The following is a 23,356-nucleotide window of genomic DNA, read 5'->3' as shown; positions in this document are numbered from 1 at the left end:
GTCACATCGGCGGTTTCATCCGTGCGACCCTCCGCAGCATGCCCGGCGCCAGCCGTGACAGCACCCGCGCACCCCGCGCCTCCGGCGTGACCGGAACCACCGCCTCGTCGCGCACCACCGCCCGCAGGATCGCGGCCGCCACCTTCTCCGGCGGATAGTTCCGCAGCCCGTACAGACGGGCGGCGCGCTGCTGGAGCCGAGTCTCCTGCTGGGCGTCGACCCCGGCGAAGCGCGCCGTGGACGTAATGGCGGTGTTGACGATGCCGGGGCAAACCGCCGTCACGCCGATCCCCCGCCCGGCGAGCTCCGCCCGCAGGCACTCGCTGAGCATCAGCACGGCCGCCTTGGAGGTGCCGTAGGCGGGCAGGGCCCGGGAGGGCAGGTACGCGGCCGCGGACGCCACGTTGACGATGTGGCCGCCCTGTCCGCGCTCGGTCATCCGCCGGCCGAAGAGCCGGCAGCCGTGGATCACGCCCCACAGGTTGACGTCGAGGACCTTCTTCCAGTCCTCCGGCGTGGTGTCGAAGAAGGACCCGGACAGTCCGATCCCGGCGTTGTTGACCAGGACGTCCACCACGCCGTACTCGAGGGTGACCTTCTCGGCGAGCTTCTCCATGGCCTGCTCGTCGGAGACGTCGGCCGTCTCCGCCCAGGCCGCCGAGGCGCCCATGAGACGGGACGACTCGGCGGTGCGGGCCGCCGACTCGGCGTCCCGGTCGACGGCCACCACGCGTGCCCCCGCCTCCGCGAACGCGAGCGCCGTCGCCCGCCCGATGCCGCTGCCCGCCCCGGTGACCAGCACGAGCTGCCCGGAGAACCGCTGGGCGTGCTTGCCGCTCGCCGCCGCCGGAGACCGGCCTTTCTCGACGGACGTCACGAAGTCCCCGATCCACGTGGCGAGCTGATCCGGACGGGTGCGCGGGATCCAGTGCCCCGCCGGGAGCGTCCTGCGGGTCAGCCGCGGAACCCACCGCTCCAGCTCGTCGTGGAGCCGCTCCGACAGAAACCGGTCCCCCAGGGGTGTGATGAGCTGCACGGGCGCGTGGGCCTGCGCGTCCGGGCGCGGCCTGCGCAGCCGGGGCCGCACGTTGTCCCGGTACAGCCAGGCCCCGTGCGCCGCGTCCGACGGCAGGGACGAGGTCGGGTAGCCGTCGCGCGGCACCTTCTCGACCCGCTCCAGGACCTTCGGCCAGCGTTTGCCGAGCGGGCCGCGCCAGGCCAGCTCGGGCAGCACGGGCGTGTGCAGCAGGTACACGTACCAGGACTTCGCGCCCTGCCCGAGGAGCTGGCCGACCCGGCGCGGGGTGGGCCGCTTCACACGCCGGCTGATCCAGTGGCCGAAGTGGTCGAGGGACGGCCCGGACATCGAGGTGAAGGAGGCGATACGTCCCTCGGCGCGCCGGACGGTGGTGAACTCCCAGGCCTGCACCGAGCCCCAGTCGTGCCCGACCAGGTGCACGGGCCGGTCCGGACTGACCGCGTCCGCGACGGCCAGGAAGTCGTCCGTCAGCTTCTCCAGCGTGAACCCGCCCCGCAGCGGCCGCGGCGCCGTCGACCTGCCGTGGCCGCGAACGTCGTACGCCACGACGTGGAACCGCCCGGCGAGCCGCGCGGCCACCTCGGACCACACTTCCTTGCTGTCGGGGTAGCCGTGCACGAGGACGACCGTCGGGCGACGTGGATCGCCCATCTCGGCCACGCACAGCTCGACTTCGCCGGTCCCTACCCAGCGCTCCCGCGCGCCCTTGAGCAACGTCATCCGGCGAATCTGGCAGTTGTTAGAGAAATCGTCAATAGCGCGTTCCCGGTCGTGGTAACTCTCGAGAACCAGGCCCCCTAGGGGCCCGTAATACTCAGGGCTGACCCGAATACAGCTCCACGGAGTGACGCCCGCCACGCTCACGAGCCCTACCTTCGAAGGGTGACTGTGATCGCGACCGAAAGCCTGAGCAAGCGGTTCCCGAGGGTGACCGCGCTTGACCGGCTCTCCGTGGACGTCGGGCCCGGTGTGACCGGACTCGTCGGAGCCAACGGGGCCGGCAAGTCCACACTGATCAAGATCCTGCTGGGTCTGTCCCCCGCCACCGAGGGCCGCGCCGACGTGCTCGGCCTCGATGTCGCCACCAAGGGCGCCGACATCCGCGAGCGGGTCGGCTACATGCCCGAGCACGACTGCCTGCCGCCGGACGTCTCGGCCACCGAGTTCGTCGTCCACATGGCGCGCATGTCCGGCCTGCCGCCCACCGCGGCGCGCGAGCGCACGGCCGACACACTGCGCCACGTCGGGCTGTACGAGGAGCGCTACCGCCCCATCGGCGGCTACTCGACCGGCATGAAGCAGCGCGTCAAGCTCGCCCAGGCCCTGGTGCACGACCCGCAGCTGGTCTTCCTGGACGAGCCGACCAACGGCCTCGACCCGGTCGGCCGCGACGAGATGCTCGGCCTCATCCGCCGGATCCACACCGACTTCGGCATCTCCGTCCTGGTCACCTCGCACCTGCTGGGCGAACTGGAGCGCACCTGTGACCACGTCGTCGTCATCGACGGCGGCAAGCTCCTGCGCTCCAGCTCCACCACGGACTTCACCCAGACCACGACGACCCTCGCGATCGAGGTCACCGACACCGACGACCACCCGGACGGCACCCGCGCCGTGCGCGACGCGCTGCACGCGCGCGGGGTGAGCGTCGAGGACGGCAGCGGCCTGCCGGGCGCCGGCCACGTCCTGCTGCTCACCGCGCAGGGCGAGGAGACGTACGACCTGGTCCGGGACGTGATCGCCGACCTCGGACTCGGCCTGGTGCGCATGGAGCAGCGCCGGCACCACATCTCCGAGGTCTTCACCAGCACCGACGAGCACGAGCAGCGGAAGGAGGCGGTCGGCCATGGCGGTTGAGCACTCCACGGGGACATCCGCCCCGGCACCGGGTGACCAGACCCGCATCCACAACATCGGCTACCGCAGCTACGACGGCCCTCGCCTCGGCCGCGCCTACGCCCGCCGCTCCCTGTACTCGCAGTCCCTGCGCGGCTCCTACGGCCTCGGCCGCTCGGTGAAGTCCAAGGTGCTGCCGATGCTGCTCTTCGTGGTGATGTGCGTGCCCGCGGCCATCATGGTCGCCGTCGCGGTCGCCACCAAGGCCAGCGCCCTGCCCGTGGACTACACGCGCTACGCGATCGTCATGCAGGCCGTCATCAGCCTGTACGTCGCCTCTCAGGCCCCCCAGTCCGTCTCGCGCGACCTGCGCTTCAAGACCGTGCCGCTGTACTTCTCGCGGCCGATCGAGACCGCCGACTACGTGCGCGCCAAGTTCGCGGCGCTGGCCTCGGCGCTGTTCGTCCTCACGGCCGCTCCCCTGCTCGTGCTCTACGTGGGCGCGCTGCTGGCCGAGCTCGACTTCGCCGACCAGACCAAGGGATTCGCACAGGGACTCGTCTCCGTGGCACTGCTCTCACTGCTGTTCGCCGGTATCGGCCTGGTCATCGCGTCCTTCACCCCGCGCCGCGGCTTCGGCATCGCGGCCGTGATCGCCGTGCTGACCATCACCTACGGCGCGGTCTCGACCCTGCAGGCCATCGCGGACGTCCAGGGCAGCAGCGACGCCGTGCCGTTGATCGGGCTGTTCTCGCCGATCACCCTCGTCGACGGTGTGCAGTCCGCGTTCCTCGGCGCGACCTCCGCCTTCCCCGGCGGGGTGGGCCCGAGCAACGCCGAGGGCGTCGTCTTCGTCCTCGTCGCCCTGGGCCTGATCGCGGCGAGCTACGGCCTCCTGATGCGCCGCTACAAGAAGGTGGGACTGTGACCACGCTCTCCATCGACCATGTCTCCCGCTGGTTCGGCAACGTGGTCGCCGTCAACGACATCACCATGACCATCGGCCCCGGCGTCACGGGCCTCCTCGGCCCCAACGGCGCCGGGAAGTCCACCCTCATCAACATGATGGGCGGCTTCCTGGCCCCCTCCACCGGCACGGTCACCCTCGACGGGCAGCCCGTGTGGCGCAACGAGCAGATCTACAAGCACATCGGCGTCGTCCCCGAGCGCGAGGCGATGTACGACTTCCTCACCGGGAAGGAGTTCGTCCTGGCCAACGCCGAACTGCACGGCCTGGGCGCCAAGGCGGCCCAGAAGGCGCTGGCCACGGTCGAGATGGAGTACGCGCAGGACCGCAAGATCCAGACGTACTCCAAGGGCATGCGACAGCGCGTGAAGATGGCCTCCGCCCTGGTCCACGACCCGTCCCTGCTCCTGCTGGACGAACCCTTCAACGGCATGGACCCGCGCCAGCGCATGCAGCTGATGGACCTGCTGCGCCGCATGGGCGACGAGGGCCGCACGGTGCTGTTCTCGTCCCACATCCTCGAAGAGGTCGAGCAACTCGCCTGGCACATCGAGGTCGTGGTCGCCGGCCGGCACGCCGCCAGCGGTGACTTCCGCAAGATCCGGCGCCTGATGACCGACCGGCCGCACCGCTACCTGGTGCGTTCCAGCGACGACCGCGCCCTCGCGGCCGCGCTGATCGCCGACCCGTCGACGTCCGGGATCGAGGTCGACCACGCCGAGGGCGCGCTGCGCATCCAGGCCGTCGACTTCGGCCGCTTCACGGCTCTGCTGCCGCGTGTGGCGCGCGAGCACGGCATCCGCCTGCTCACGGTCTCGCCGTCCGACGAGTCCCTCGAGTCCGTCTTCTCGTACCTGGTCGCGGCGTAGGAGGCCCTGATGTACGACCCCACAGTCGCCCGGCTCACCTACCGGGCCCTGCTCGGCCGGCGCCGGGCCCTCATCCTCGGGGCCCTGCCCCTGCTGCTGATCGTCATCGCCGTGGCGGTGCGCGCTCTCACCGGCGCGGACGACCAGACGGCCTCGGACCTGCTGGGCGGACTCGCCCTCGCCACGATGGTGCCGCTCATCGGCGTCATCGCCGGAACGGGCGCGATCGGGCCGGAGATCGACGACGGATCGGTGGTGTACCTGCTGTCCAAGCCGATCAAACGGCCCACCATCATCTTCACCAAGCTGATCGTCGCCGTCGCCGTGACGATGGTGTTCTCCGCGGTGCCGACGCTCATCGCCGGGTTCATCCTGAACGGCAACGGCCAGCAGATCGCCGTGGCCTACACGGTCGCGGCCCTGGTCGCCTCCATCGCGTACGCGGCGATGTTCCTGCTGCTCGGCACGGTCTCCCGGCACGCGGTGGTGTTCGGTCTCGTCTACGCGCTGGTCTGGGAGGCCCTGTTCGGCTCCCTGGTGCCGGGCGCCCGCACGCTGAGCGTCCAGCAGTGGTCGCTGGCCGTGGCCCAGAAGGTGTCCGGCGGAGACCTGGTGACCTCGGACGTCGGCCTGACGACGGCGACGGTGCTGCTGGTGGGCGTCACGGTCCTGGCCACCTGGTACGCCGGTCAGAAGCTGCGCTCGCTGACCCTCGCCGGCGAGGAGTGACGGGCGGCCAGGGCCTTGACGGGGGCCTCACCCCTGTCAGGGCACACTGGGCAAACGGGATGTAGGGGAACCACACGGGAGTTGGACGGCCGGGAGGAGACGGGGATGGCGGGCGAGAAGGCTCACTACGAGGAGGGCGGTCAGGACGACGCCTGGGACGACCTCGTTCTGGACGACGACTTCATACGCTCCGCCGAGACCTCCGAGCCGTCCGCCCGGGCCCGTATGCTCGCCGAGCGCTGGCGCCGCGAGGAGCCGGAGCCGCAGCCCTGGCGCTCCGACGAGCCGCCCGCGGGCTGGTTCTTCAGCAAGGCCCGGCGGCGCGGGTGGCGCAGGCGTTGAGGCCGGGCGATTTAATCGGTGGCGTCCAATTCGCCCGGCGGGCAGAGTGGTTGTGTTCACCCCGCCGGGCGAGGAAGTCCGGCGCCGAGTTCTGGGAGAGGAGCGGGACGATGTCCATGCACGGCAGTACGTCCAGCTCCCTTCAGGGCAGCCCGCGGCGGGTTCCGGAGTAGTCGCTACCCCACTCCGTAGAGCTCGCCCCATACGGGGAGCTGCCCGGGGCGGCCGCTTCGAGCACGCGAATCGCACATCGCGTGAGGCCGCCCACCCGGAGGATTGGCCGAGTGGTAAGGCACTGGCTTGCTAAGCCATGGTCGGGTCGAAAGGCCCGCGCACGTTCGATCCGTGCATCCTCCGCCGCGCACACGCTACGAAGGCTCAGCCCAGCAACCGCTCCAGCACCACCGCGATGCCGTCCTCGTCGTGGGAGGACGTCACCTCGTCGGCCACCGCTTTCAGTTCCTCATGGGCGTCCGCCATGGCGACGCCGTAGGAGGCCCAGGCGAACATCGGTATGTCGTTGGGCATGTCGCCGAAGGCGATCGTGTCGGCCGCCTTCATCCCGAGCCGGCGAGCCGCGAGGGACAGGCCCGTCGCCTTGGTCAGACCCAGGGGGAGGAGCTCGACGATGCCCGCGCCGGCCATCGTGACGGTGACGAAACCGCCGGCGGTGCGCCTCGCCGCCTCGCAGAGCTCGTCGTCCGTCAGCGTCGGGTGCTGGATGTACAGCTTGTTCAGGGGCGCGGTCCACAGGTCGGACGCGTCCGTGAAGGGTGTGGCGGGCAGGGTGCCCTGGACCGCGTAGCCCGGGCCCACCAGCACCTCGCCGTCCAGGCCGTCGCGGCTCGCCGCCAGGTGGAGCGGGCCGACCTCCGCCTCGATCTTGGCCAGCGCCACCCCGGCCAGCTGCCGGTCCAGCGTCACCGACGTCAGCAGGCGGTGCGCGCCGGCGTCGTAGACCTGCGCGCCCTGGCCGCAGACGGCCAGGCCCTGGTAGCCGAGGTCGTCGAGGATGTGCCGGGTCCACGGGACGGCGCGGCCGGTGACGACGATGTGCGCGGCGCCCGCCGCCGTGGCGGCGGTGAGCGCGTCACGGGTGCGCTGCGACACCGTGTCGTCGGAGCGCAGCAGCGTCCCGTCGAGATCGGTGGCGACGAGCCGGTACGGGAAGCCTCCCGGGGAAGCCGTGTCGCTCACTTGGACACCGGCTCCAGGACCTCCCGGCCGCCCAGGTACGGGCGCAGCACCTCGGGCACGCGCACCGAGCCGTCGGCCTGCTGGTGGTTCTCCAGGATCGCGACGATCGTGCGCGGTACGGCGCACAGGGTGCCGTTGAGCGTGGCCAGCGGCTTGACCTGCTTGCCGTCACGGACGCGGATCGACAGCCGGCGGGACTGGAACTCGGTGCAGTCCGACGTCGACGTCAGCTCGCGGTACTTGCCCTGGGTCGGGATCCACGCCTCGCAGTCGAACTTGCGGGAGGCCGAGGCGCCCAGGTCGGCGCTCGCCACGTCGATCACGCGGTACGGCAGCTCCAGGGAGGTCAGCCACTGCTTCTCCCAGTCCAGCAGCCGCTGGTGCTCGGCCTGCGAGTCTTCCGGAGCGACGTAGGAGAACATCTCGACCTTGTCGAACTGGTGCACGCGGAAGATGCCCCGGGTGTCCTTGCCGTGCGAACCGGCCTCGCGGCGGAAGCAGGGCGAGAAGCCCGCGTAGCGCAGGGGCAGGCGGTCGGCGTCGAGGATCTCGTCCATGTGGTACGCCGCCAGCGCCACCTCGGACGTGCCGACCAGGTAGAGGTCGTCGTCGGCGAGGTGGTAGACGTCTTGGGCGGCCTGGCCGAGGAAGCCCGTGCCCGCCATGGACTGGGGGCGGACCAGCGCCGGAGTCAGCATCGGGGTGAAGCCGGCCGCGGTGGCCTGCGCCATCGCCGCGTTCACCAGGGCCAGCTCCAGGAGTGCGCCCACGCCCGTCAGGAAGTAGAAGCGCGAGCCGGAGACCTTGGCGCCCCGCTCCACGTCGATCGCGCCGAGGATCTGGCCGAGCTCCAGGTGGTCCTTGGGCTCGAAGCCCTCGGCGGCGAAGTCGCGGATCGAACCGTGCGTCTCCAGGGTGACGAAGTCCTCCTCGCCGCCCACGGGCACGTCCGGGTGGACGAGGTTGCCGAGCCTCTGGAGCAGCTCCTGGGTCTCGGTCGCGGCCGCGTCGCGGTCCGCGTCGGCCGCCTTGACGTCGGCGGCGAGCTGGCCCGCCTTCTTCAGCAGCTCGGCCTTCTCGTCCCCGGCCGCCTTGGGGATGAGCTTGCCGAGCGCCTTCTGCTCGGCGCGCAGCTCGTCGAAGCGGACGCCGGACGACCTGCGCCGCTCGTCGGCAGACAGGAGGGCGTCGACGAGCGCGACGTCCTCTCCACGGGCGCGCTGGGACGCGCGCACACGGTCGGGGTCCTCACGGAGCAGGCGAAGGTCAATCACGCGCCCAAGGCTACCGGTGCACGATGACCGCCCACGACTCACTATTCCGGCTGCGCATTACGTACCGTTATGAGGGAATTGCGCGCAGTGTCAATAAATAGCCCGTCTCTCCCCGGAACGAGGCATCCCTGAGGTGTCGCGTTGACTCGAATCCCTTGCGGGGGACGGGACTTGGGGTCAAGTTGTCCACAGGGATCCACACTCGTTGAAGAGTTATCCACAGGCTGTGTGGAAGATCTGTGGACTTCGGAATTGATCACTCCGGAAGGGCTGCCCACCCCTCAGAATTCCCGGCACAAACCCGCTCCATCCTCACTTTCGAGTGGATTCAGGTCACCCTGAAGAGTTACGCAAAGGAAAACGGTGGACGAAGGGTGACCTGCCCGTCGATGGACGCATCAGGGGCCTGTAGGGCGATTTGTCGACTGACTCGCCCTTCGTTGTCGACTTGTCCCCAGGTCGAGAAGCCAACCTGTGGATAACTTCTGTGGATAACGACAATCAGCAGGTACGACAGCCTGGAACCGGGTCTGGGACGGGCCTAGAACCGGCCGTCCTGGCACCGCGCCACCCAGTCGGCCGCCTCCGCGAACTCCTCGTCCGACGTCCCCAGCCGCGGCGGCTGGACATCCCCGGGCCGCACGTCCGCGCGCGGATAGGAACCGAGGTAGCGCACCTGGAGGCAGATCCGCTTCAGGCCCTTCAGGGCATCGGCCACCCGGCGGTCGGAGATATGGCCCTCGGCGTCGATGCAGAAGCAGTAGTTGCCGATGCCGGCACCGGTGGGCCGGGACTGGAGCAGCATCAGGTTGATGCCGCGCGTGGCGAACTCGCCCAGCAGGTCGCGCAGACCGCCGGGGTGGTCGTCGCGCTGCCACAGCACGATGGATGTCTTGTCCGCGCCGGTCGGTGCCGCGGGCCGGGCGGGCCGGCCGACCAGCACGAACCGTGTCTGGGCGTTCTCCGCGTCGTGGATACCCGTCTCGAGGGCCTCCAGGCCGTAGCGGGCGGCCGCGAACTCGCCGGCGAAGGCGGCGTCGTACTGGCCCTCCTGGACCAGCCGGGCGGCGTCCGCGTTCGAGGCGGCCGACTCCCAGTGCGCGTCCGGCAGGTTCTTCTTCAGCCAGTTGCGCACCTGCGGCTGGGCTGCCGGGTGGGCGGAGACCGTCTTGATGTCCGACAGCTTGGTGCCCGGGCGGACCAGCAGCGCGAAGGTGATCGACAGCAGCACCTCGCGGTAGATCATCAGCGGGGCGCCTGCCACCAGCTCGTCGAGGGTGGTGGTGATGCCGCCCTCGACGGAGTTCTCGATCGGCACGAACGCGGCCTCGGCCTCGCCGGTTCGTACGGCGTCGAGCGCGGACTGGACGGAGACGTACGGGGTGAGTTCCCGGGTGGCGGCCTCGGGAAGCGTGCGCAAGGCGACTTCGGTGAAGGTGCCCTCAGGGCCGAGATACGCATAGCTCGCTGGCATGACCTCACCCTAATGGGCTCGCGGAAGCGACATCCCCCACAAGACCGCCCAGAGGCGAACTCTCACCCCTCCAGCAACTTCTGCCCCACGTACTCGCCCTCCGCGGCCCCGCCCGGCACCGCGAACAGCCCGCTCGACTCGTGCCGGATGTACTGCGACAGGGCGTCGCCGCGGTCGAGCTTGCGCTGCACCGGGACGAAGCCGCGCAGCGGATCGGCCTGCCAGCAGATGAAGAGCAGACCCGCGTCGGGCACCCCGTCGGTGTCGATGCCGTCGTGGAAGGAGAACGGGCGGCGGAGCATCGCCGCGCCGCCGTTCTGGTCGGGCCGGGTGATCCGGGCGTGGGCGTTGATCGGGACGACCAGGTTGCCCTTGGCGTCCGTCTTCTCCAGGTCCATCGCGGTCGTCTCGGTGCCACCGGACAGTGCCGCCCCGTCGGACTTGCGGCGCCCGATCACGTCCTCCTGCGCCTTGCCGGAGAGCTTCTCCCAGTCGTCGAGGAGCATGCGGATACGGCGGACGACGGCGTAGGAGCCGTTCGCCATCCAGGCCGGTTCGCCCTGCTCCGGCTTCTCCGGGACGAAGATGCGCTGGTCGAAGTCGGCGTCGGACGGCTTCGGGTTGCGGGTGCCGTCGATCTGGCCCATCAGGTTGCGGGCCGTCATGGGGTGGGCGGTGGCGCCCGGCGAGCGGTTGAAGCCGTTCATCTGCCAGCGGACCCGGGCCGCCGAGCCGGTGTCCTTCTGGATGGCGCGCAGGGCGTGGAAGGCGACCAGGGAGTCGTTGGCGCCGATCTGCACCCACAGGTCGCCGTTGCTGCGGTTCTTGTCGAGGCGGTCGGAGGAGAACTCGGGCAGCGGGTCCAGGGAGGCCGGACGCTGCTTCTCCAGGCCGGTCCTGGCGAAGAAGCTGTGGCCGAAGCCGAAGGTGATCGTCAGTGACGAGGGCCCGGCGTCCCGGGCCACGTCGGTGTCGTCGTGCCCGCTCGGCTCGCCCGCCATCAGCCGCCGTGCCGTCTCCGACCAGCGGCGCAGCAGGGCGGCGGCCTCCTTGCGGCCGGCGCCCGGCGTCAGGTCGAAGGCGACGACGTGGCCGCGGGCCTGGAGGGCGTCGGTGATGCCCGGCTGATGTTTCCCGTGAAACATCGCCCGGTCGGTGCCGAGTGAGGCGAGCGGTGCGGCGGCTTCGGAGGGGGCGGCGGCGTATCCCCCGGCCGCGCCCGCCGTACCGAGCACGAGCCCGGTGGCACCGGCGGTGCCGAGCATCCGGCGCCGTGAGATGCCTTCCCGGGCGGGGGCCGCTTCGGTTTCCCCCGGGGTGCTGCCGGGAGTGCGGGCCTCCGGAGTGGACTGGTCAACCATGGTGGTTCAGCCGATCTGCGCGTTCTTGGAGACGGTCACCTCGTCGATGTCGGAGGTCCGCACGGTCACGTCGACCTGCCAGTCGCCGGCCATGGGGATCTGCACTCCGTTCGCCGACCAGTGTCCGGTAGCGATGCGGTCGGGGGCGACGGGCAGGGGCCCGATGTCCTTGGCTTTCAGGGTGAAGTCGACCTTCACTTCTGGGATGTCGAAGGCCCGGCCGTTGGGCCGTTCCACATAGACGTGCATCTCGTTGTCGCCCACGCGGGCGGGGTCGAGGTCGACCGTGACGATGCCCTTGCCGTCCTCGCCGCCGGTGTCGAACGGCATGTTCAGGGTGAGCGCCCCGGATGCTCCGGCGTCGGCGGAGGCGGCCGCGGAGGTGGCCGCCTTGGCCTCCTGTTCCGTACGGCCCGGCTCGGTCTGTGTCAGCACGGTGGTGACGGCGAGCAGGACGACCGCGATGCCGGCCTCGGTCAGCACGGTGCGGCGCAGGCCGAAGCGGTTCGGATCGGCGTCCCGCAGCTGCTTCCGCCGGGCGGTGTCCCGGGCGGCCCGCTGCCGGGCGAGCTGCGCGGCGCGCTCGGTGTCGGCGGGTTCGGGGGCGGTGGGTTCGGTGTTGTCGGCCGGCTCGGTGGCTTCGTCTTCGGCGTCAGGCCGTTCGTCGGTGTCACGGCCGGTGGCCGTGCCGGTCGGACCATCGCCAATGACATCGGCGTCCGTGGCGCCGGACGCCTCAGCCACCGCACCGACCCGCGCCATCTCCCGCTCCGCCGATGCCGGCACCGCCTCCAGCAGCCGCCCCGTCCAGCGCCGTGAGATCCACGCGACCCCGACCAGGACGACCACGAGGGCGATCTTGGCGAGGAGCAGCTGCCCGTACCGGGTGTCGGTGAAGGCGGACCAGGAGCCGAGCTGGCGCCAGGACTGGTACGTGCCGGTCGCGATCAGTGCGAGGACGCTGCCGAAGGCGACCCGGGAGAAGCGGTGTACGGCCGACGCGTCGACGGGCGTGTCGGCGGGTGCCCGGTACAGGGCGACCAGGAGCGCGCCCAGCCCGCCGAGCCACGCGGCGACCGCCAGCAGGTGGACGACGTCGACCGGCATGGAGATGCCTGCCTGGAGCCCGACCGAGGCGTGCTCGGACATCGCCCAGCTCGCGGCGAGCCCGGCCGCGACGACGACGCCGCCGACGGCGAGACCGAAGGTCAGATCGCGCTTCTCCTGGGCGTCCTCCCGCTTGTCGTACGCCCCGAACAGCACGGAGATGAACAGGGCCGCCGCGGCGAGCAGCAGCAGCCGGGACACCAGGGCCGCGCCGGTCTTGGTCTCGAGCACCTGTCCGAGCAGGGACAGGTCGAAGATGTCGGCGACCTTGCCGGAGCCGGTGTACGAGCCGCGCAGGAGCAGCAGCGCGAGGGTCGCGGCGGTGAGCGCGAGCCATCCGGAGACGACGAACCGCTGCACCGGCCGCACCCCGGAGCCGCGCCGCCAGCAGGCGAGCACGAAGGCGGCGCCGCCGGCCATCACGATGAACCCGGCATACGAAACATACCGGCCGAAGCCGTACAGCCAGCCGACGATCCCGTCGTCGGTCGCCTGCTGGGAGACCGTCGCCGATGTCTTGGAGGGGGCACCGATCGAGAAGGTGTAGGCACCGGCGACGGGGTGGCTGTCGGCGGAGACGACCTGGTAGGCCACCGTGTAGGTGCCGTCGGGCAGGCCCGGCTTCAGCCCCACGGCATACGTCGTCCCGCTCACGTTGGACGGCTCGGCCGTGTCGACCCGCTTGCCGTCGGGGTCGAGGACGCGCAGCGAGTCGTCGGACAGCGCGACCTGCTCGGAGAAGGTGAGCGAGATCCGGGCGGGTGCCTCCTGGACCACCGCCCCCTGCCCGGGGTCGCTGCCGGTCACCGCGGCGTGCGCGGAGGCCGGGCCGGCTCCGGCGAGGAGTGCGCAGGCCGCGGCCAGGAGCAGTAGCACCAGGTTCCGGACGCGGGGGGCGATGGTCTGCGTCACAGGGGTCCCTCCCTCAGTGTCCGGTCTTCGGGCGGTAGGTCGCCGACTTCACGGGCATCTCGACCTTGACGGGTCCGGAGCGGGCGAAGCGCAGCTCGACGGTGACCGTCTGGCCTTCCTTCGGCTTGCGCTTCAACTGTTCGAACATCAGGTGGTCGCCGCCGCTTTTCAGCACCAGTTCACCGTGGGCGGGGACCTTCAGCTCCTTGGCCTCCTGCATGGCTCCGCCGACGGTCTCGTGCACGGTGACCTGCCCGGCGACATCGCTCGTGACCGAGGTCAGCTCGTCGGCGGCACCGCCCTTGTTGGTGACGGTGAAGAAGCCGGCCGCCATCTCGTCGGAGACCGGCTGCGGCATGTACGCGGAGCCGACGGAGAGTTCCGCCTTCCCGTCCGCGGAGCCGCTGCCGGAGCCGGAGCCGGATTCCGAGCCGCCGCAGCCGGCCAGGGCCAGCGCCCCGGTCAGGACGAGGGCCGCCGGGCCGAGTCGACGCCTCACGGGTTCGCCCCCTTGACGAGCTTGGGGAGGTCCTTGGTGTAGTCGTCGACGGTGGCGTCCTCGCCGTAGAGCACATAGCCGCCGTCGGTCTTCGGCGAGAACGCGATGACCTGGGTGCCGTGCTCGGAGATGAGCTTGCCGTTCTTGTCCTTCCTCGGCGGGTCGAAGGAGATGCCGAGGGTGCGGGCGCCGGCCTGGATGGTCGCGAAGTCGCCGGTGAGGCCGATGAACTGGGGGTCGATGCCCTTGAGCCACTTGCCGAGTTCGGCCGGGGTGTCACGCTCCGGGTCGGTGGTGACGAGTACGACTCGCAGGTCGTCCTGTTCGGCCTTGGGCAGCTGCTTCTTGGCCACGGCGATGTTGCTCATGGTCGACGGGCACACGTCGGGGCAGTGGGTGTAGCCGAAGTAGATCAGTGTGGGCTTGCCCTCGGTCTCCTTGCGGAGGTCGTACTTCTTGCCCTGCGTGTCGGTGAGGACCAGGTCCGGCTTCTCGAACGGCTTGTCGAGGACGGTGGCGGCCTTGTCGCTGCCGGCCTCCTCCGACACCACGGCGACGGGCTTGTCGCTGTCGTCGCCGCTGCCGCAGGCGGTCAGGGTCAGAGAGGCGGCGGCGAGCAGAGCGGCCGCGGCGAAGGTCTTGGTGCGCATAGAAAGGAATCCCAGATGTCGGTGACCCGGCGCGCACCGGAGTGCCCCCGCCCGAGGGGCGAGGACCCGGCGCGCGCCGTGCAACGGAAGGGGCGTCAGGCGTTGGAGCGCCGACGCCCGGCGAGCACGCCGTAGGCGACGCCCGCCGCGCCGACCACGATGCCGACGACGCCCAGGACGCGGGCGGTGGTGTCGGTGCTGTCGGAGGAGGCGGTTTCGTCGGCGGCGGTCTTGGCGGAGGCCTTCTCGGCAGGCTCGGAGTTGGAGGCCTCGTCGCCCGAGGAGCCGTGGTGCCCGTCCTCGGAGGCGGCGGACAGCTCCAGCACCGGGGCCGGGTTGTCGGGCTCCTCCTTGCCCTCCTGCGGCACCTCGATCCAGCGGACGACCTCCTTGTTGGAGTACGTCTGCAGGGCCTTGAAGACGAGTTCGTCGGCGTCCTCGGGCAGGGTGCCGATGGAGACCGGGAACTTCTGGAAGAAGCCGGCCTTGATGCCGTCGCCGTCGGCGGTCCAGGTGACCTTGGTGACGGCCTCGGAGATCTTCTCGCCGTGCATCTCCAGAGGCTTGTCCAGCTTGGACTTGGTGACCTTGACGTCCCAGCCGGGCACCGGCTCCGGCATGACCGAGGCCAGTGGGTGGTCGGTGGGGAAGTTGACCTCGAGCTTGGTGGTCGAGGCGTCGTCGCGCTCGTTGGGGACCTTGAAGTCCACGACCGCGTAGCCGCCCTTGGCGGCCTCCCCTTCGGGCTGCACGGTGACGTGCGCGAAGGCGGGGGCGGACAGGGCGAGAACGGTGACACCGGCGGCGGCACCGGCCGCGGCGATACGGGAAACCTTCATGGAAGAGAGCACTCCGCTGTGAGTCGGGTCGGGATGAGGAAGAGGGATACACGCACACGCGCGTGCCGCACGACGGCGGCCCTTCCTCCGAGCCGTCCGGGAATCCGGGGATTCAGAGGAATCCGGGAATCCGAAGAAGCGGAGTGGCGGTCGCGTCGCGTCAGGCGGCGAGGGCGAGTGCGGCTGCGGGAGCCGTCAGGGCCGGCGGGCCGCGCCGGATCACCGTGTGCTGCAGTGCGGTGGTGGAGGGCATCTCAGGCACGGGCCGCACGGCGAGCGCGGGGCACGGGCGGGCCTGAGGCGCTCCCGGGAGTCCCGCCCGCAGGGCACGTACCAGAGCGAACGCCGCCCGCAGGGAGCGCACCAGCGCCCCTTCGGCGACGCCCTGCGCGGACAGTTCGGTGAGCCGCAGCAGCGCCAGGTCGCCGTGGCGCAGCAGCCAGCCGGCGGCGATCGCCGCGAGGACATGGCCGAGCAGCATCGGCAGGGAGGGCCACAGCGAGGCCGGTGCGGCGTCCGTTGCCACATGGGTGTGGGCGCCGCCCGTGGGCTGGAGCCGGGCGTCGGAGAGGATCTTGTGGGCCTGCGCCGGGCTGATCGCCGCCGCCGTCGTGCCGCACAGGAGCCGCGCGGCCTGCTGGACCAGCGCGGCGTCGCTCGTGCCCGCCGGTACCGAGGACGTGGCGGCCGTACCGTGCTGGCCCAGCCCGAACAGGGTGTGCAGCACCGTCTGGCCGACCGCGAGCAGTGCCGCGATCCCCGGCAGCGAGCGCACGCGCCCCGCGAGCGGGGCCGCCACCGCGGCCACCCCGAGGAAGCCGGCGCCCAGCGTCCACAGCGGGATGCCCTCGCACGACGCCAGCGCGTGACCTGCCCCGGCCAGCACGACGCAGACCGCGGCGAACACCGCGGCCCGCAGGATCCGGACCGGGTGTCCGGAGCGCGTCGCGCGCGCGTGGGGGGCAGTCATGGCGGGCTCATCATCGCACTGGCCCCGCGGGCCTCGTGCGCCAGGTCCGCAAGATGCCGTACGACCGGAACGTCACCCTCTGGACCCGCGCGCCCCCACTTGCGCCGATGCTTGCTCCTACATACACCGATCAGGACCAGCGCGCATCCGCCGTATGGGCGGCGTCACGTCAACTTCACGCTTACATGCGGGGGCTCGGGGCAATACGTAACGGTATGTCGAGCCGCAGCCAGGAGGCTGGAGCATGAGCATCTGGTGGTCACTCCATTTGCGGCGCGAAGCTGCCAGCGTGCCTCTCGCCCGGCGCCTGCTCATCGGCACGATGGAGACCGCGGGTGTCGACCCGGACATCTCCTACGACCTCTCCGTCGCCCTCAGCGAGGCCTGCGCGAACGCGGTGGAGCACGGCGGGGACATGGCACGCGGCCCTGGATCCGAGGCGTACCGGGTCACGGCCTACCTCGACGGCGAGAAGTGCCGGATCGAGGTCGCCGACGCGGGCCCGGGATTCCCGGCGCCACCCGCCCGGTCCCGCCCGCCGATCAGGCCCGCGCGCTCCGACGCGGAGAACGGCAGGGGGCTATGCCTCATCCAGGAGCTCGCCGACCACGTCCACATCGGCAACAAGCCGGGCCGGGGCGGGGCCGTGGTGAGCTTCGACAAGGTCCTCAAGTGGCGCGAGGGCGCCGCGCCGCTGATGGCGGTCTGACCTCGCGGTGGTGTTTCACGTGAAACACCACCGCCGTGGGAACCACCATCGCCGTATGAACCACCACCACCGCTGTGAACCACCACCGCCGTGTTTCACGTGAAACGTGTGCTGCCGTGTCGGCCCCTACAGCGCGCTCCAGTCCAGCGTCGTCCGCGCCAAGTCCGCCACCTGCGCGAGCAGCGCCAGCCGGGCCGCACGGACCGCCGGGTCGGGGTCCATGACCAGAACCTCGTCGAAGAAGGCGCTGATCGCCTCGACCAGCGGGCCGGAGACCTCGATCAGTGCCCCGAGTTCGCCCTCACGGCCCTGCAGTGCCTGGCGTACGGCCTCGGCGCTCTCGGCGAGGCGCAGTTCGGCGGGCGCGGTCAGCAGGGACGGGTCCGCCGCCTCGAGGCCGCCCTCGGGGAGGATGCGAACGACCCGCTGGAACGCGGCGGCGAGTGCCTCGAAGGCCTCCGTGCCGATGTGCCGCTCCAGCGTGGCCAGCGTCCGGTCGCCGTGGGCGGGCCGGTCGGCCCACACCAGGACGGCCTGGACCAGCCGGTGTTCATGCCCCGCGTCCGTGAGCTGCTGCTCATAGCGCCGGGTGATCAGCTCGGCGGCCTCGGCGACCCGCTCGACCGGCACCTCGACGCCTTGCGCGGCATACCGTACGGCCGCCGCGCGCAGCCCGTCGCTCACCCGCACCCCGCTCACCGCGGGCAGGCTCCGCAGCACGTTGAGCAGACCGATCGCGGCCCGGCGCACCCCGTACGGATCGGAACTCCCGGTCGGTGCGGCCCCGATGATGAACATGCCCGTCACCAGGTCGAACCGGTCGGCGAGTGACAGCACGGCACCCGCGTCCCCGGCGGGAAGGGAGCCGCCTGCCGAGCGCGGCAACTCCATCTCGGCTAGGGCCCGGGCGACCTCGGCGGACTCGCCGGCCCGGCGGGCGTACTCCTCGGCCATCACCCCGGCCAGTCCCGAGAACTCGATCACCATTTGGGACGCCAGATCGAACTTCGCCAGCGCACCGGCGCGACGGATGACGTCCACCGTCTCCTGGGCCAGACCGGCCCGCCCGGCCAGATCGAGGGAGAGGACGGCGAGGCGCTCGGCGCGGTCGGCGACCGTACCGAGCCGGTCCTCGAAGGTCAGCTTGTCCAGCCGGCTCCGGAACTCCGCCGGCGGCACCTTCAGGTCCGCCCGCCAGAAGAACGCGGCATCCTCGTAACGGGCCCGCAGCACCGCCTCGTTGCCCGCCCGCACCACGTCGTCGTCGCACAGGGCGTTGGCGAAGGTGACGAAGTGCGGCATGAGGCGCTCGCCGTCCAGCACCGGCAGATAGCGCTGGTGCTTGCGCATCACCGTGGTCAGGACGCTCGCGGGCAGTTCGAGGTAGCGCTCGTCGAACGACCCCCGCACGGCGTACGGGAACTCCAGGATGTCGGTGATCTCGTCGATCAGTCCGGCCTGGCCCTCCACGTCGATCCGCCCGCCGACCTCGGCCGCCGCCTCCACGGCACCGCGGACCACCGCGCCACGCCGGGACTCCCGGTCGAGCAGGATGCCGTGCATGTGCAGGAAGTGCGGGTAGCCCTCGGCGGCGGTGACCCGGACCTCCGGGTAGGGGGCCTGGCGCTGTACCCGCGTCGTGTCGCCCGCGGAGAGGGAGGAGACCACCACCGGCAGGGGAGTGCGTCCCAGCAGCGCGAGCAGCCAGCGGACGGGACGCGAGAACGACAGCCCCGGATCGCTCCACCGCATGTTGCGCCCGGCCCGCAGCCCGGACACGACCTCGGCGAGCAGTTCGCTGAGCACTTCGACGGCCGAGCGCCCCTCCTCGTGACGGGTGAGCGCCACGTACTCGACCCCCTTGACGTCGACGATCCGCACGTCCGTCGGTTCGGCGCCCTGGCTGCGGGCGAAGCCCAGCAGAGCCTGGGTGGGAGCGCCGTCCTTGAAGGCGGCTGCGACCTTCGGCCCGCGCACGGTCCGCATCGTGTCCCGTTCACGCGGCTGCACGCCGTCGACCGTGATCACGATCCGGCGCGGGGTGGCCATCACGGTGATCGCGCCGTGCCCCAGCCGGGTGTCGGCCAGCTTCGCGGTGACCGACTCGCGTACCGCCTCGGTGGTGGCCGGCACGTCGGCGTACGGCAGTTCCTCCACGCCGATCTCGAACAGCAGCGTCTCGACGCCGGGCACCTTGGGCAGCGCGGGCCGCTCGGCCGGGGCCGGTGCGGCCGCGACGCCGAGCGGATACTCCAGCGAGGCCCGCCGCCGCTCCCACAGCTTCGCCGACTCGTGCGTGAGCCCGCGCATCAGGGAGAACGCCTTGGCCCGCTCGGTGGTGCTGATGGCGCCGCGCGCGTCGAGCACGTTGAAGGTGTGGCTGCACTTGAGCACGTACAGGTACGCCGGGACCGGCAGCTCCAGGTCGAGCAGGCGCCGGGCCTCGGCCGCGTACGCCTCGAAGAGCCGGTGGTTGGTGTCGAGGTCGGCGTCGTCGAGGTAGTAGCGGCTCATCTCGTACTCGTTCTGGCCGAACACCTCGCCGTACGTGATGCCCGGCGCGTAGACGATGTCCTTGAAGTGGGACACGCCCTGAAGGTTCATCAGGATGCGTTCGAGGCCGTATGTGATCTCCACCGACACCGGATCCAGGGCGACACCGCCGACCTGCTGGAAGTAGGTGAACTGGGTGATCTCCATGCCGTCCAGCCAGACCTCCCAGCCCAGCCCCCAGGCGCCGAGCGCGGGTGAGGCCCAGTTGTCCTCGACGAACCGCACGTCGTGCGCCCCCAGGTCGACGCCGAGCGCTCGCAGGCTGCCCAGGTACAGCTCCTGCGGGTTGCCGGGGTCCGGCTTGAGGATGACCTGGAACTGGGTGTGCGTCTGGAGCCGGTTGGGGTTCTCGCCGTAGCGCGAGTCGTCCGGCCGCACGCTCGGCTCGACGTAGGCCACGCTCCAGGGCTCGGGACCGAGCACGCGCAGCGCCGTGGCCGGATTGGCCGTACCGGCTCCGACCTCGGTGTTCAACGGCTGCGTGATCATGCAGCCGTTGTCGCTCCAGTACTTCTGCAGGGTGAGGACGGCGTCCTGCATGGTCAGCGCCGTCTGGACGTTCTTCATGATCGAATCGCCTGTTCCCCGAGTCGGCCCGGCAAGGTCGGCCATGATCTCATACGCCAACTACCGCTGACCTGCTGTTTTTTGACCTACGCCCCCGTTGGCCGGATGGCTCCGGTCGATTCACAGACGGCTCTCAGCCAGGCCTCACGAACCTGACGGGTGACGTCCCTAACTTCCCTGTTCATGACGGGAAACCACAAGCACACCACCATCACCCGGCGCCGCGCCCTCGCGGTCGCGGGCGGCACGGTCGCCGCCGGAGGGCTGGCCACGGTCGGCTACCAGTCGGCCTTCGCGGACACGAAGAACACCGCGACCGCCACGACCACCGCGACGGCCTCCTCCTCCGCGCGCTCCGGCACCTGCATGGAGCTGATGTCGAGCGTCACCGAGGGGCCCTACTACCTCGACGGCGCGCTGGTCCGGAAAGACATCACCGAGGGGAAGAGCGGCGTCCCGCTGACCCTGCGCCTGACCGTCGTGGACGCCACCGACGGCTGCACCCCGGTGCCCGGCGCGGCCGTGGAGATCTGGCACTGCGACGCCTGGGGCTACTACTCCGGCTACACCACCGCCAACCCCGGCGGCTCGGCCCCCGCCGAGAGCGAGGACGGCTCCACGGCGAACGACAAGACCTATCTGCGCGGCTACCAGGTCGCGAACGCCAACGGGGTCGTCAAGTTCGAGACGATCGTGCCGGGCTGGTACACCCCGCGCACCTGCCACATCCACCTGAAGGTCCACACCGGTGGCGCGAAGGAGGACGGCACCTACGAGGGCGGCAAGGTCAACTTCACCGGACAGCTGTTCTTCGACGACGAGATCGCCGAGTCGATCTTCGCCCTGGAGCCGTACAGCAAGCACACCGGCAGCTACACCAAGCTCGCCGACGACATGGTCTACGACGGCGGCGGCGCGTCCAGCGGCCTGCTCACGCTCAAGGCGGTGCACAAGAAGGACCCCTCCAAGGGCTACAAGGGCTTCCTCACCCTGGGCATCGACCCGGACGCCGAGAACACCGGCGCGGGCAGCGGCGGCGGAGGCGGCACACCCCCGAGCGGCGCCCCCGCTCCCTCGTCCTCCTCCTCTTCCTCCTCCTGAGGTTCGGCGATGAACAGCCGTGAGGACGAGTCGCTCGCGCAGGCCGCCGTGGACGCGCTGGTCGGCCAGCTGGTCCTGGCCCCCAAGCCGGGCCTGCCCGACCCGCGCGATCTGACCGCCCGGGCCACCCGCCGGGACCACAGCGCCCTGCGGTGGTCGGCCAGGGCGCTGCTGCCCGGCTTCACGGCGATGGCCGCCGCGGCCCGCCGCACGGGCGAGCCCAGCGCCCGGCTCCGCGCGGACCTGGGCGCCATCGGCCGCTCCACCGAACACACGGTGGGTCTGACGGGCGGCGGCCACCGGGGCGCCCTGTGGACGCTCGGCCTGCTGGTCGCGGCGGCGGCACTGCGCCCGGGGGCGCGACCGGCCGACACGACGGCCCTGGCCAAGCAGATCGCCGCCCACCCGGACCGCCGCGCCCCGCGCCGCCCCTCACGCGGCTCCACGGTGTCGGCCAAGTACGGAGCCGCCGGCGCGAGGGGAGAGGCCAGGGCCGGCTTCCCTCACGTCCGCCGCGCCCTGACCGCCCTCGCCACGTCCCGCGCCCAGGGCGCCGACGAGCCCGAGGCCCGCCTGAACGCCCTGCTCACGGTGATGTCCACGCTCCAGGACACCGAACTCCTCCACACGGCGGGCCCGATGGGCCTGCGCTATGTCCAGGCGGGAGCGCGGGGTGTCCTGGAAGCGGGCGGCACGGCGACGAGGCGGGGCGCTGACGCCCTGACAGCTCTGGACACAGACCTTCAGGCACGCGCCTGGACTCCCAGGGGCAGCGCCCCTCTACTCGCAGGCACGCTGTTCCTGGACGCCATAGGGGCGCGGGGAACTGCGCGACCAGCCCCCACGCACCCGCACTCGAAACTCAGCCCTTGAGGGAGGCCATCCACGCCTCGACCTCGTCCGACCGCCGAGGCAGCGCCGCGCTCAGGTTCCGGTTCCCGCTCGCGGTCACGAGGATGTCGTCCTCGATCCGCACCCCGATCCCCCGGTACTCCTCCGGCACGGTCAGATCGTCGGCCTGGAAGTACAACCCGGGCTCGACGGTCAGGCACATCCCCGGCTCCAGCACACCGTCGACATACGTCTCGGTCCGCGCGGCGGCGCAGTCGTGCACATCCATGCCGAGCATGTGCCCCGTGCCGTGCAGCGTCCACCGCCGCTGGAGCCCCAGCTCCAGCACCCGCTCCACCGGCCCCTCGACGAGCCCCCACTCGACCAGCTTCTCCGCCAGCACCCGCTGCGCGGCATCGTGGAAGTCCCGGTACTTCGCGCCCGGCTGCACGGCCGCGATGCCGGCCTCCTGAGCCTCGTACACCGCGTCGTAGATCTTCTTCTGGAGCTCGCTGAACCGCCCGCTCACCGGCAGTGTGCGCGTCACGTCCGCCGTGTAGTACGTGTGCGTCTCCACTCCCGCGTCGAGCAGCAGCAGGTCGCCCGAGCGCACGGGCCCGTCGTTGCGCACCCAGTGCAGCGTGCACGCGTGCGGCCCGGCCGCGGCGATCGTGCCGTAGCCGACGTCGTTGCCCTCCACCCGCGCGCGGAGGAAGAAGGTGCCCTCGATGTACCGCTCGGAGGTGGCCTCGGCCTTGTCGAGGACCTTCACCACGTCCTCGAAGCCGCGCACGGTCGAGTCGACCGCCTTCTGCAGCTCGCCGACCTCGAAGTCGTCCTTGACCAGCCGCGCCTCGGAGAGGAAGACCCGCAGCTCCTCGTCGCGCTCGGCGGTGACCTTGTCGGTCAGCGCGGCCTCGATGCCGGCGTCGTACCCGCGCACGGCCCGCACCGGACCGGTGGCCTCGCCCAGCGCCCCGGCCAGCTCGCGCACGTCGGAGGCGGGGATGCCGTACAGCTGCTCCGCCTCGGTCAGGGAGTGCCTCCGGCCGACCCACAGCTCGCCCTGGCCGTCCAGCCAGAACTCGCCGTTCTCCCGGTCGGAACGCGGCAGGAGGTAGATCGTCGCCTCGTGGCCCTCGTCCTTGGGCTCCATGACGAGGACGCCGTCCTCCGTCTGGTTGCCGGTGAGGTAGGCGTACTCGACGGAGGCGCGGAAGGCGTACTCGGTGTCGTTCGAGCGGGTCTTCAGGTTGCCCGCGGGGATCACCAGCCGCTCGCCCGGGAAGCGCGCGGACAGCGCGGCCCGGCGGGCGGCGGTCTCGGCGGCCTGGGGGACGGGCTCGAGGTCACGCAGCTCGGTGTCGGCCCAGCCGCTCTTCATGTTCTCGGCAAGCTCGTCGGACACGCCGGGGTACAGTCCGTTCTTCCGCTGCTTGATCGGCTCTTCTTCGGCAGTCTCCGGCCGCGCTGCGGTAGCAGCATTTTCAACGGCGCCCGAGAGCTCCTCCGCCACGGTCATCCTCCTCG

The 23,356-nt window shown here is 71.1% G+C and carries 20 protein-coding genes and 1 tRNA gene; 9 read left to right on the top strand and 12 right to left on the bottom strand.

Annotated elements, in window-relative coordinates:
* Position 1 precedes the first annotated feature (1 nt).
* Positions 2 to 1,759, bottom strand: coding sequence for an SDR family oxidoreductase (locus ACFZBT_RS17865; RefSeq protein WP_391104174.1), 1,758 nt, complete (start codon positions 1,757 to 1,759; stop codon positions 2 to 4).
* A gap of 168 nt (positions 1,760 to 1,927) precedes the next feature.
* Here ACFZBT_RS17865 and ACFZBT_RS17860 point away from each other — a divergent pair, with 168 nt between their 5' ends.
* From ACFZBT_RS17860 to ACFZBT_RS17835, 6 genes are all read left to right on the top strand, one after another.
* Positions 1,928 to 2,896: an ATP-binding cassette domain-containing protein gene (locus ACFZBT_RS17860; RefSeq protein ID WP_391104465.1), complete on the top strand. Its 969-nt coding sequence runs from the start codon at positions 1,928 to 1,930 to the stop codon at positions 2,894 to 2,896.
* Positions 2,886 to 3,803 (top strand): ABC transporter permease, encoded by a 918-nt coding sequence (locus tag ACFZBT_RS17855; RefSeq protein ID WP_391104171.1) that lies wholly within the window; start codon positions 2,886 to 2,888, stop codon positions 3,801 to 3,803. The genes ACFZBT_RS17860 and ACFZBT_RS17855 overlap by 11 nt, the downstream gene beginning before the upstream one ends.
* Positions 3,800 to 4,711 carry an ATP-binding cassette domain-containing protein gene (locus ACFZBT_RS17850; RefSeq protein WP_391104168.1) on the top strand — a complete coding sequence of 304 codons (912 nt, stop codon included), beginning with the start codon at positions 3,800 to 3,802 and terminating at the stop codon, positions 4,709 to 4,711. The genes ACFZBT_RS17855 and ACFZBT_RS17850 overlap by 4 nt, the downstream gene beginning before the upstream one ends.
* Before the next feature lie 9 nt (positions 4,712 to 4,720).
* A complete protein-coding gene (locus tag ACFZBT_RS17845; RefSeq protein WP_391104165.1) occupies positions 4,721 to 5,440 on the top strand; it encodes an ABC transporter permease subunit in 720 nt (239 codons plus the stop codon).
* Between the two features lie 105 nt (positions 5,441 to 5,545).
* A complete protein-coding gene (locus ACFZBT_RS17840; RefSeq protein WP_391104162.1) occupies positions 5,546 to 5,782 on the top strand; it encodes a hypothetical protein in 237 nt (78 codons plus the stop codon).
* Positions 5,783 to 6,052: 270 nt separating this feature from the next.
* Positions 6,053 to 6,139, top strand: a tRNA-Ser gene (locus ACFZBT_RS17835).
* Positions 6,140 to 6,160: 21 nt separating this feature from the next.
* On the opposite strand, the gene ACFZBT_RS17830 is transcribed toward ACFZBT_RS17835, so the two are convergent.
* From ACFZBT_RS17830 to ACFZBT_RS17790, 9 genes are all read right to left on the bottom strand, one after another.
* Entirely contained in the window at positions 6,161 to 6,979 is an 819-nt protein-coding gene (locus ACFZBT_RS17830; protein WP_391104159.1) for an HAD-IIB family hydrolase, read from the bottom strand.
* On the bottom strand, positions 6,976 to 8,253 hold the full coding sequence (gene serS / locus ACFZBT_RS17825) for a serine--tRNA ligase (protein WP_391104156.1): 1,278 nt from the start codon (positions 8,251 to 8,253) through the stop codon (positions 6,976 to 6,978). The genes ACFZBT_RS17830 and serS overlap by 4 nt, the downstream gene beginning before the upstream one ends.
* Before the next feature lie 541 nt (positions 8,254 to 8,794).
* Positions 8,795 to 9,727 carry a prephenate dehydratase gene (gene pheA, locus ACFZBT_RS17820; RefSeq protein WP_391104153.1) on the bottom strand — a complete coding sequence of 311 codons (933 nt, stop codon included), beginning with the start codon at positions 9,725 to 9,727 and terminating at the stop codon, positions 8,795 to 8,797.
* Positions 9,728 to 9,789: 62 nt separating this feature from the next.
* On the bottom strand, positions 9,790 to 11,088 hold the full coding sequence (efeB, locus tag ACFZBT_RS17815) for an iron uptake transporter deferrochelatase/peroxidase subunit (protein ID WP_391104150.1): 1,299 nt from the start codon (positions 11,086 to 11,088) through the stop codon (positions 9,790 to 9,792).
* A gap of 6 nt (positions 11,089 to 11,094) precedes the next feature.
* On the bottom strand, positions 11,095 to 13,107 hold the full coding sequence (locus ACFZBT_RS17810) for a copper resistance protein CopC (protein WP_391104147.1): 2,013 nt from the start codon (positions 13,105 to 13,107) through the stop codon (positions 11,095 to 11,097).
* A gap of 13 nt (positions 13,108 to 13,120) precedes the next feature.
* Complete coding sequence (locus ACFZBT_RS17805) at positions 13,121 to 13,606, bottom strand: copper chaperone PCu(A)C (protein ID WP_391104144.1); 486 nt, start codon at positions 13,604 to 13,606, stop codon at positions 13,121 to 13,123.
* Positions 13,603 to 14,256 carry an SCO family protein gene (locus ACFZBT_RS17800; protein WP_391104140.1) on the bottom strand — a complete coding sequence of 218 codons (654 nt, stop codon included), beginning with the start codon at positions 14,254 to 14,256 and terminating at the stop codon, positions 13,603 to 13,605. The genes ACFZBT_RS17805 and ACFZBT_RS17800 overlap by 4 nt, the downstream gene beginning before the upstream one ends.
* Positions 14,257 to 14,351: 95 nt before the next feature.
* Positions 14,352 to 15,095: a DUF1775 domain-containing protein gene (locus ACFZBT_RS17795; RefSeq protein WP_391104137.1), complete on the bottom strand. Its 744-nt coding sequence runs from the start codon at positions 15,093 to 15,095 to the stop codon at positions 14,352 to 14,354.
* 160 nt (positions 15,096 to 15,255) lie between these two features.
* Positions 15,256 to 16,065, bottom strand: coding sequence for a hypothetical protein (locus tag ACFZBT_RS17790; protein WP_391104134.1), 810 nt, complete (start codon positions 16,063 to 16,065; stop codon positions 15,256 to 15,258).
* 244 nt (positions 16,066 to 16,309) lie between these two features.
* Between ACFZBT_RS17790 and ACFZBT_RS17785 the strand changes: the two genes are divergently transcribed.
* Entirely contained in the window at positions 16,310 to 16,774 is a 465-nt protein-coding gene (locus tag ACFZBT_RS17785) for an ATP-binding protein (protein ID WP_391104131.1), read from the top strand.
* A gap of 126 nt (positions 16,775 to 16,900) precedes the next feature.
* Here the strand turns inward: ACFZBT_RS17785 and ACFZBT_RS17780 are convergent, their stop codons facing one another.
* Positions 16,901 to 19,894, bottom strand: a complete 2,994-nt coding sequence (locus tag ACFZBT_RS17780) for a glycine--tRNA ligase (RefSeq protein WP_391104128.1) — start codon at positions 19,892 to 19,894, stop codon at positions 16,901 to 16,903.
* Between the two features lie 183 nt (positions 19,895 to 20,077).
* Between ACFZBT_RS17780 and ACFZBT_RS17775 the strand changes: the two genes are divergently transcribed.
* Positions 20,078 to 20,995, top strand: coding sequence for an intradiol ring-cleavage dioxygenase (locus tag ACFZBT_RS17775; RefSeq protein ID WP_391104125.1), 918 nt, complete (start codon positions 20,078 to 20,080; stop codon positions 20,993 to 20,995).
* A gap of 9 nt (positions 20,996 to 21,004) precedes the next feature.
* Positions 21,005 to 21,868 (top strand): triphosphoribosyl-dephospho-CoA synthase, encoded by an 864-nt coding sequence (locus ACFZBT_RS17770; RefSeq protein WP_391104122.1) that lies wholly within the window; start codon positions 21,005 to 21,007, stop codon positions 21,866 to 21,868.
* Here the strand turns inward: ACFZBT_RS17770 and ACFZBT_RS17765 are convergent.
* On the bottom strand, positions 21,858 to 23,348 hold the full coding sequence (locus tag ACFZBT_RS17765) for an aminopeptidase P N-terminal domain-containing protein (RefSeq protein ID WP_391104119.1): 1,491 nt from the start codon (positions 23,346 to 23,348) through the stop codon (positions 21,858 to 21,860). The genes ACFZBT_RS17770 and ACFZBT_RS17765 overlap by 11 nt on opposite strands.
* Positions 23,349 to 23,356: the final 8 nt, after the last annotated feature.

The sequence above is a fragment of the Streptomyces sp. NPDC008137 genome (assembly GCF_042957035.1).
GTDB lineage: Bacteria > Actinomycetota > Actinomycetes > Streptomycetales > Streptomycetaceae > Streptomyces.
Note: the sequence above shows the minus strand (reverse complement) of the source record. Positions and strands in the feature narration are given on the sequence as shown.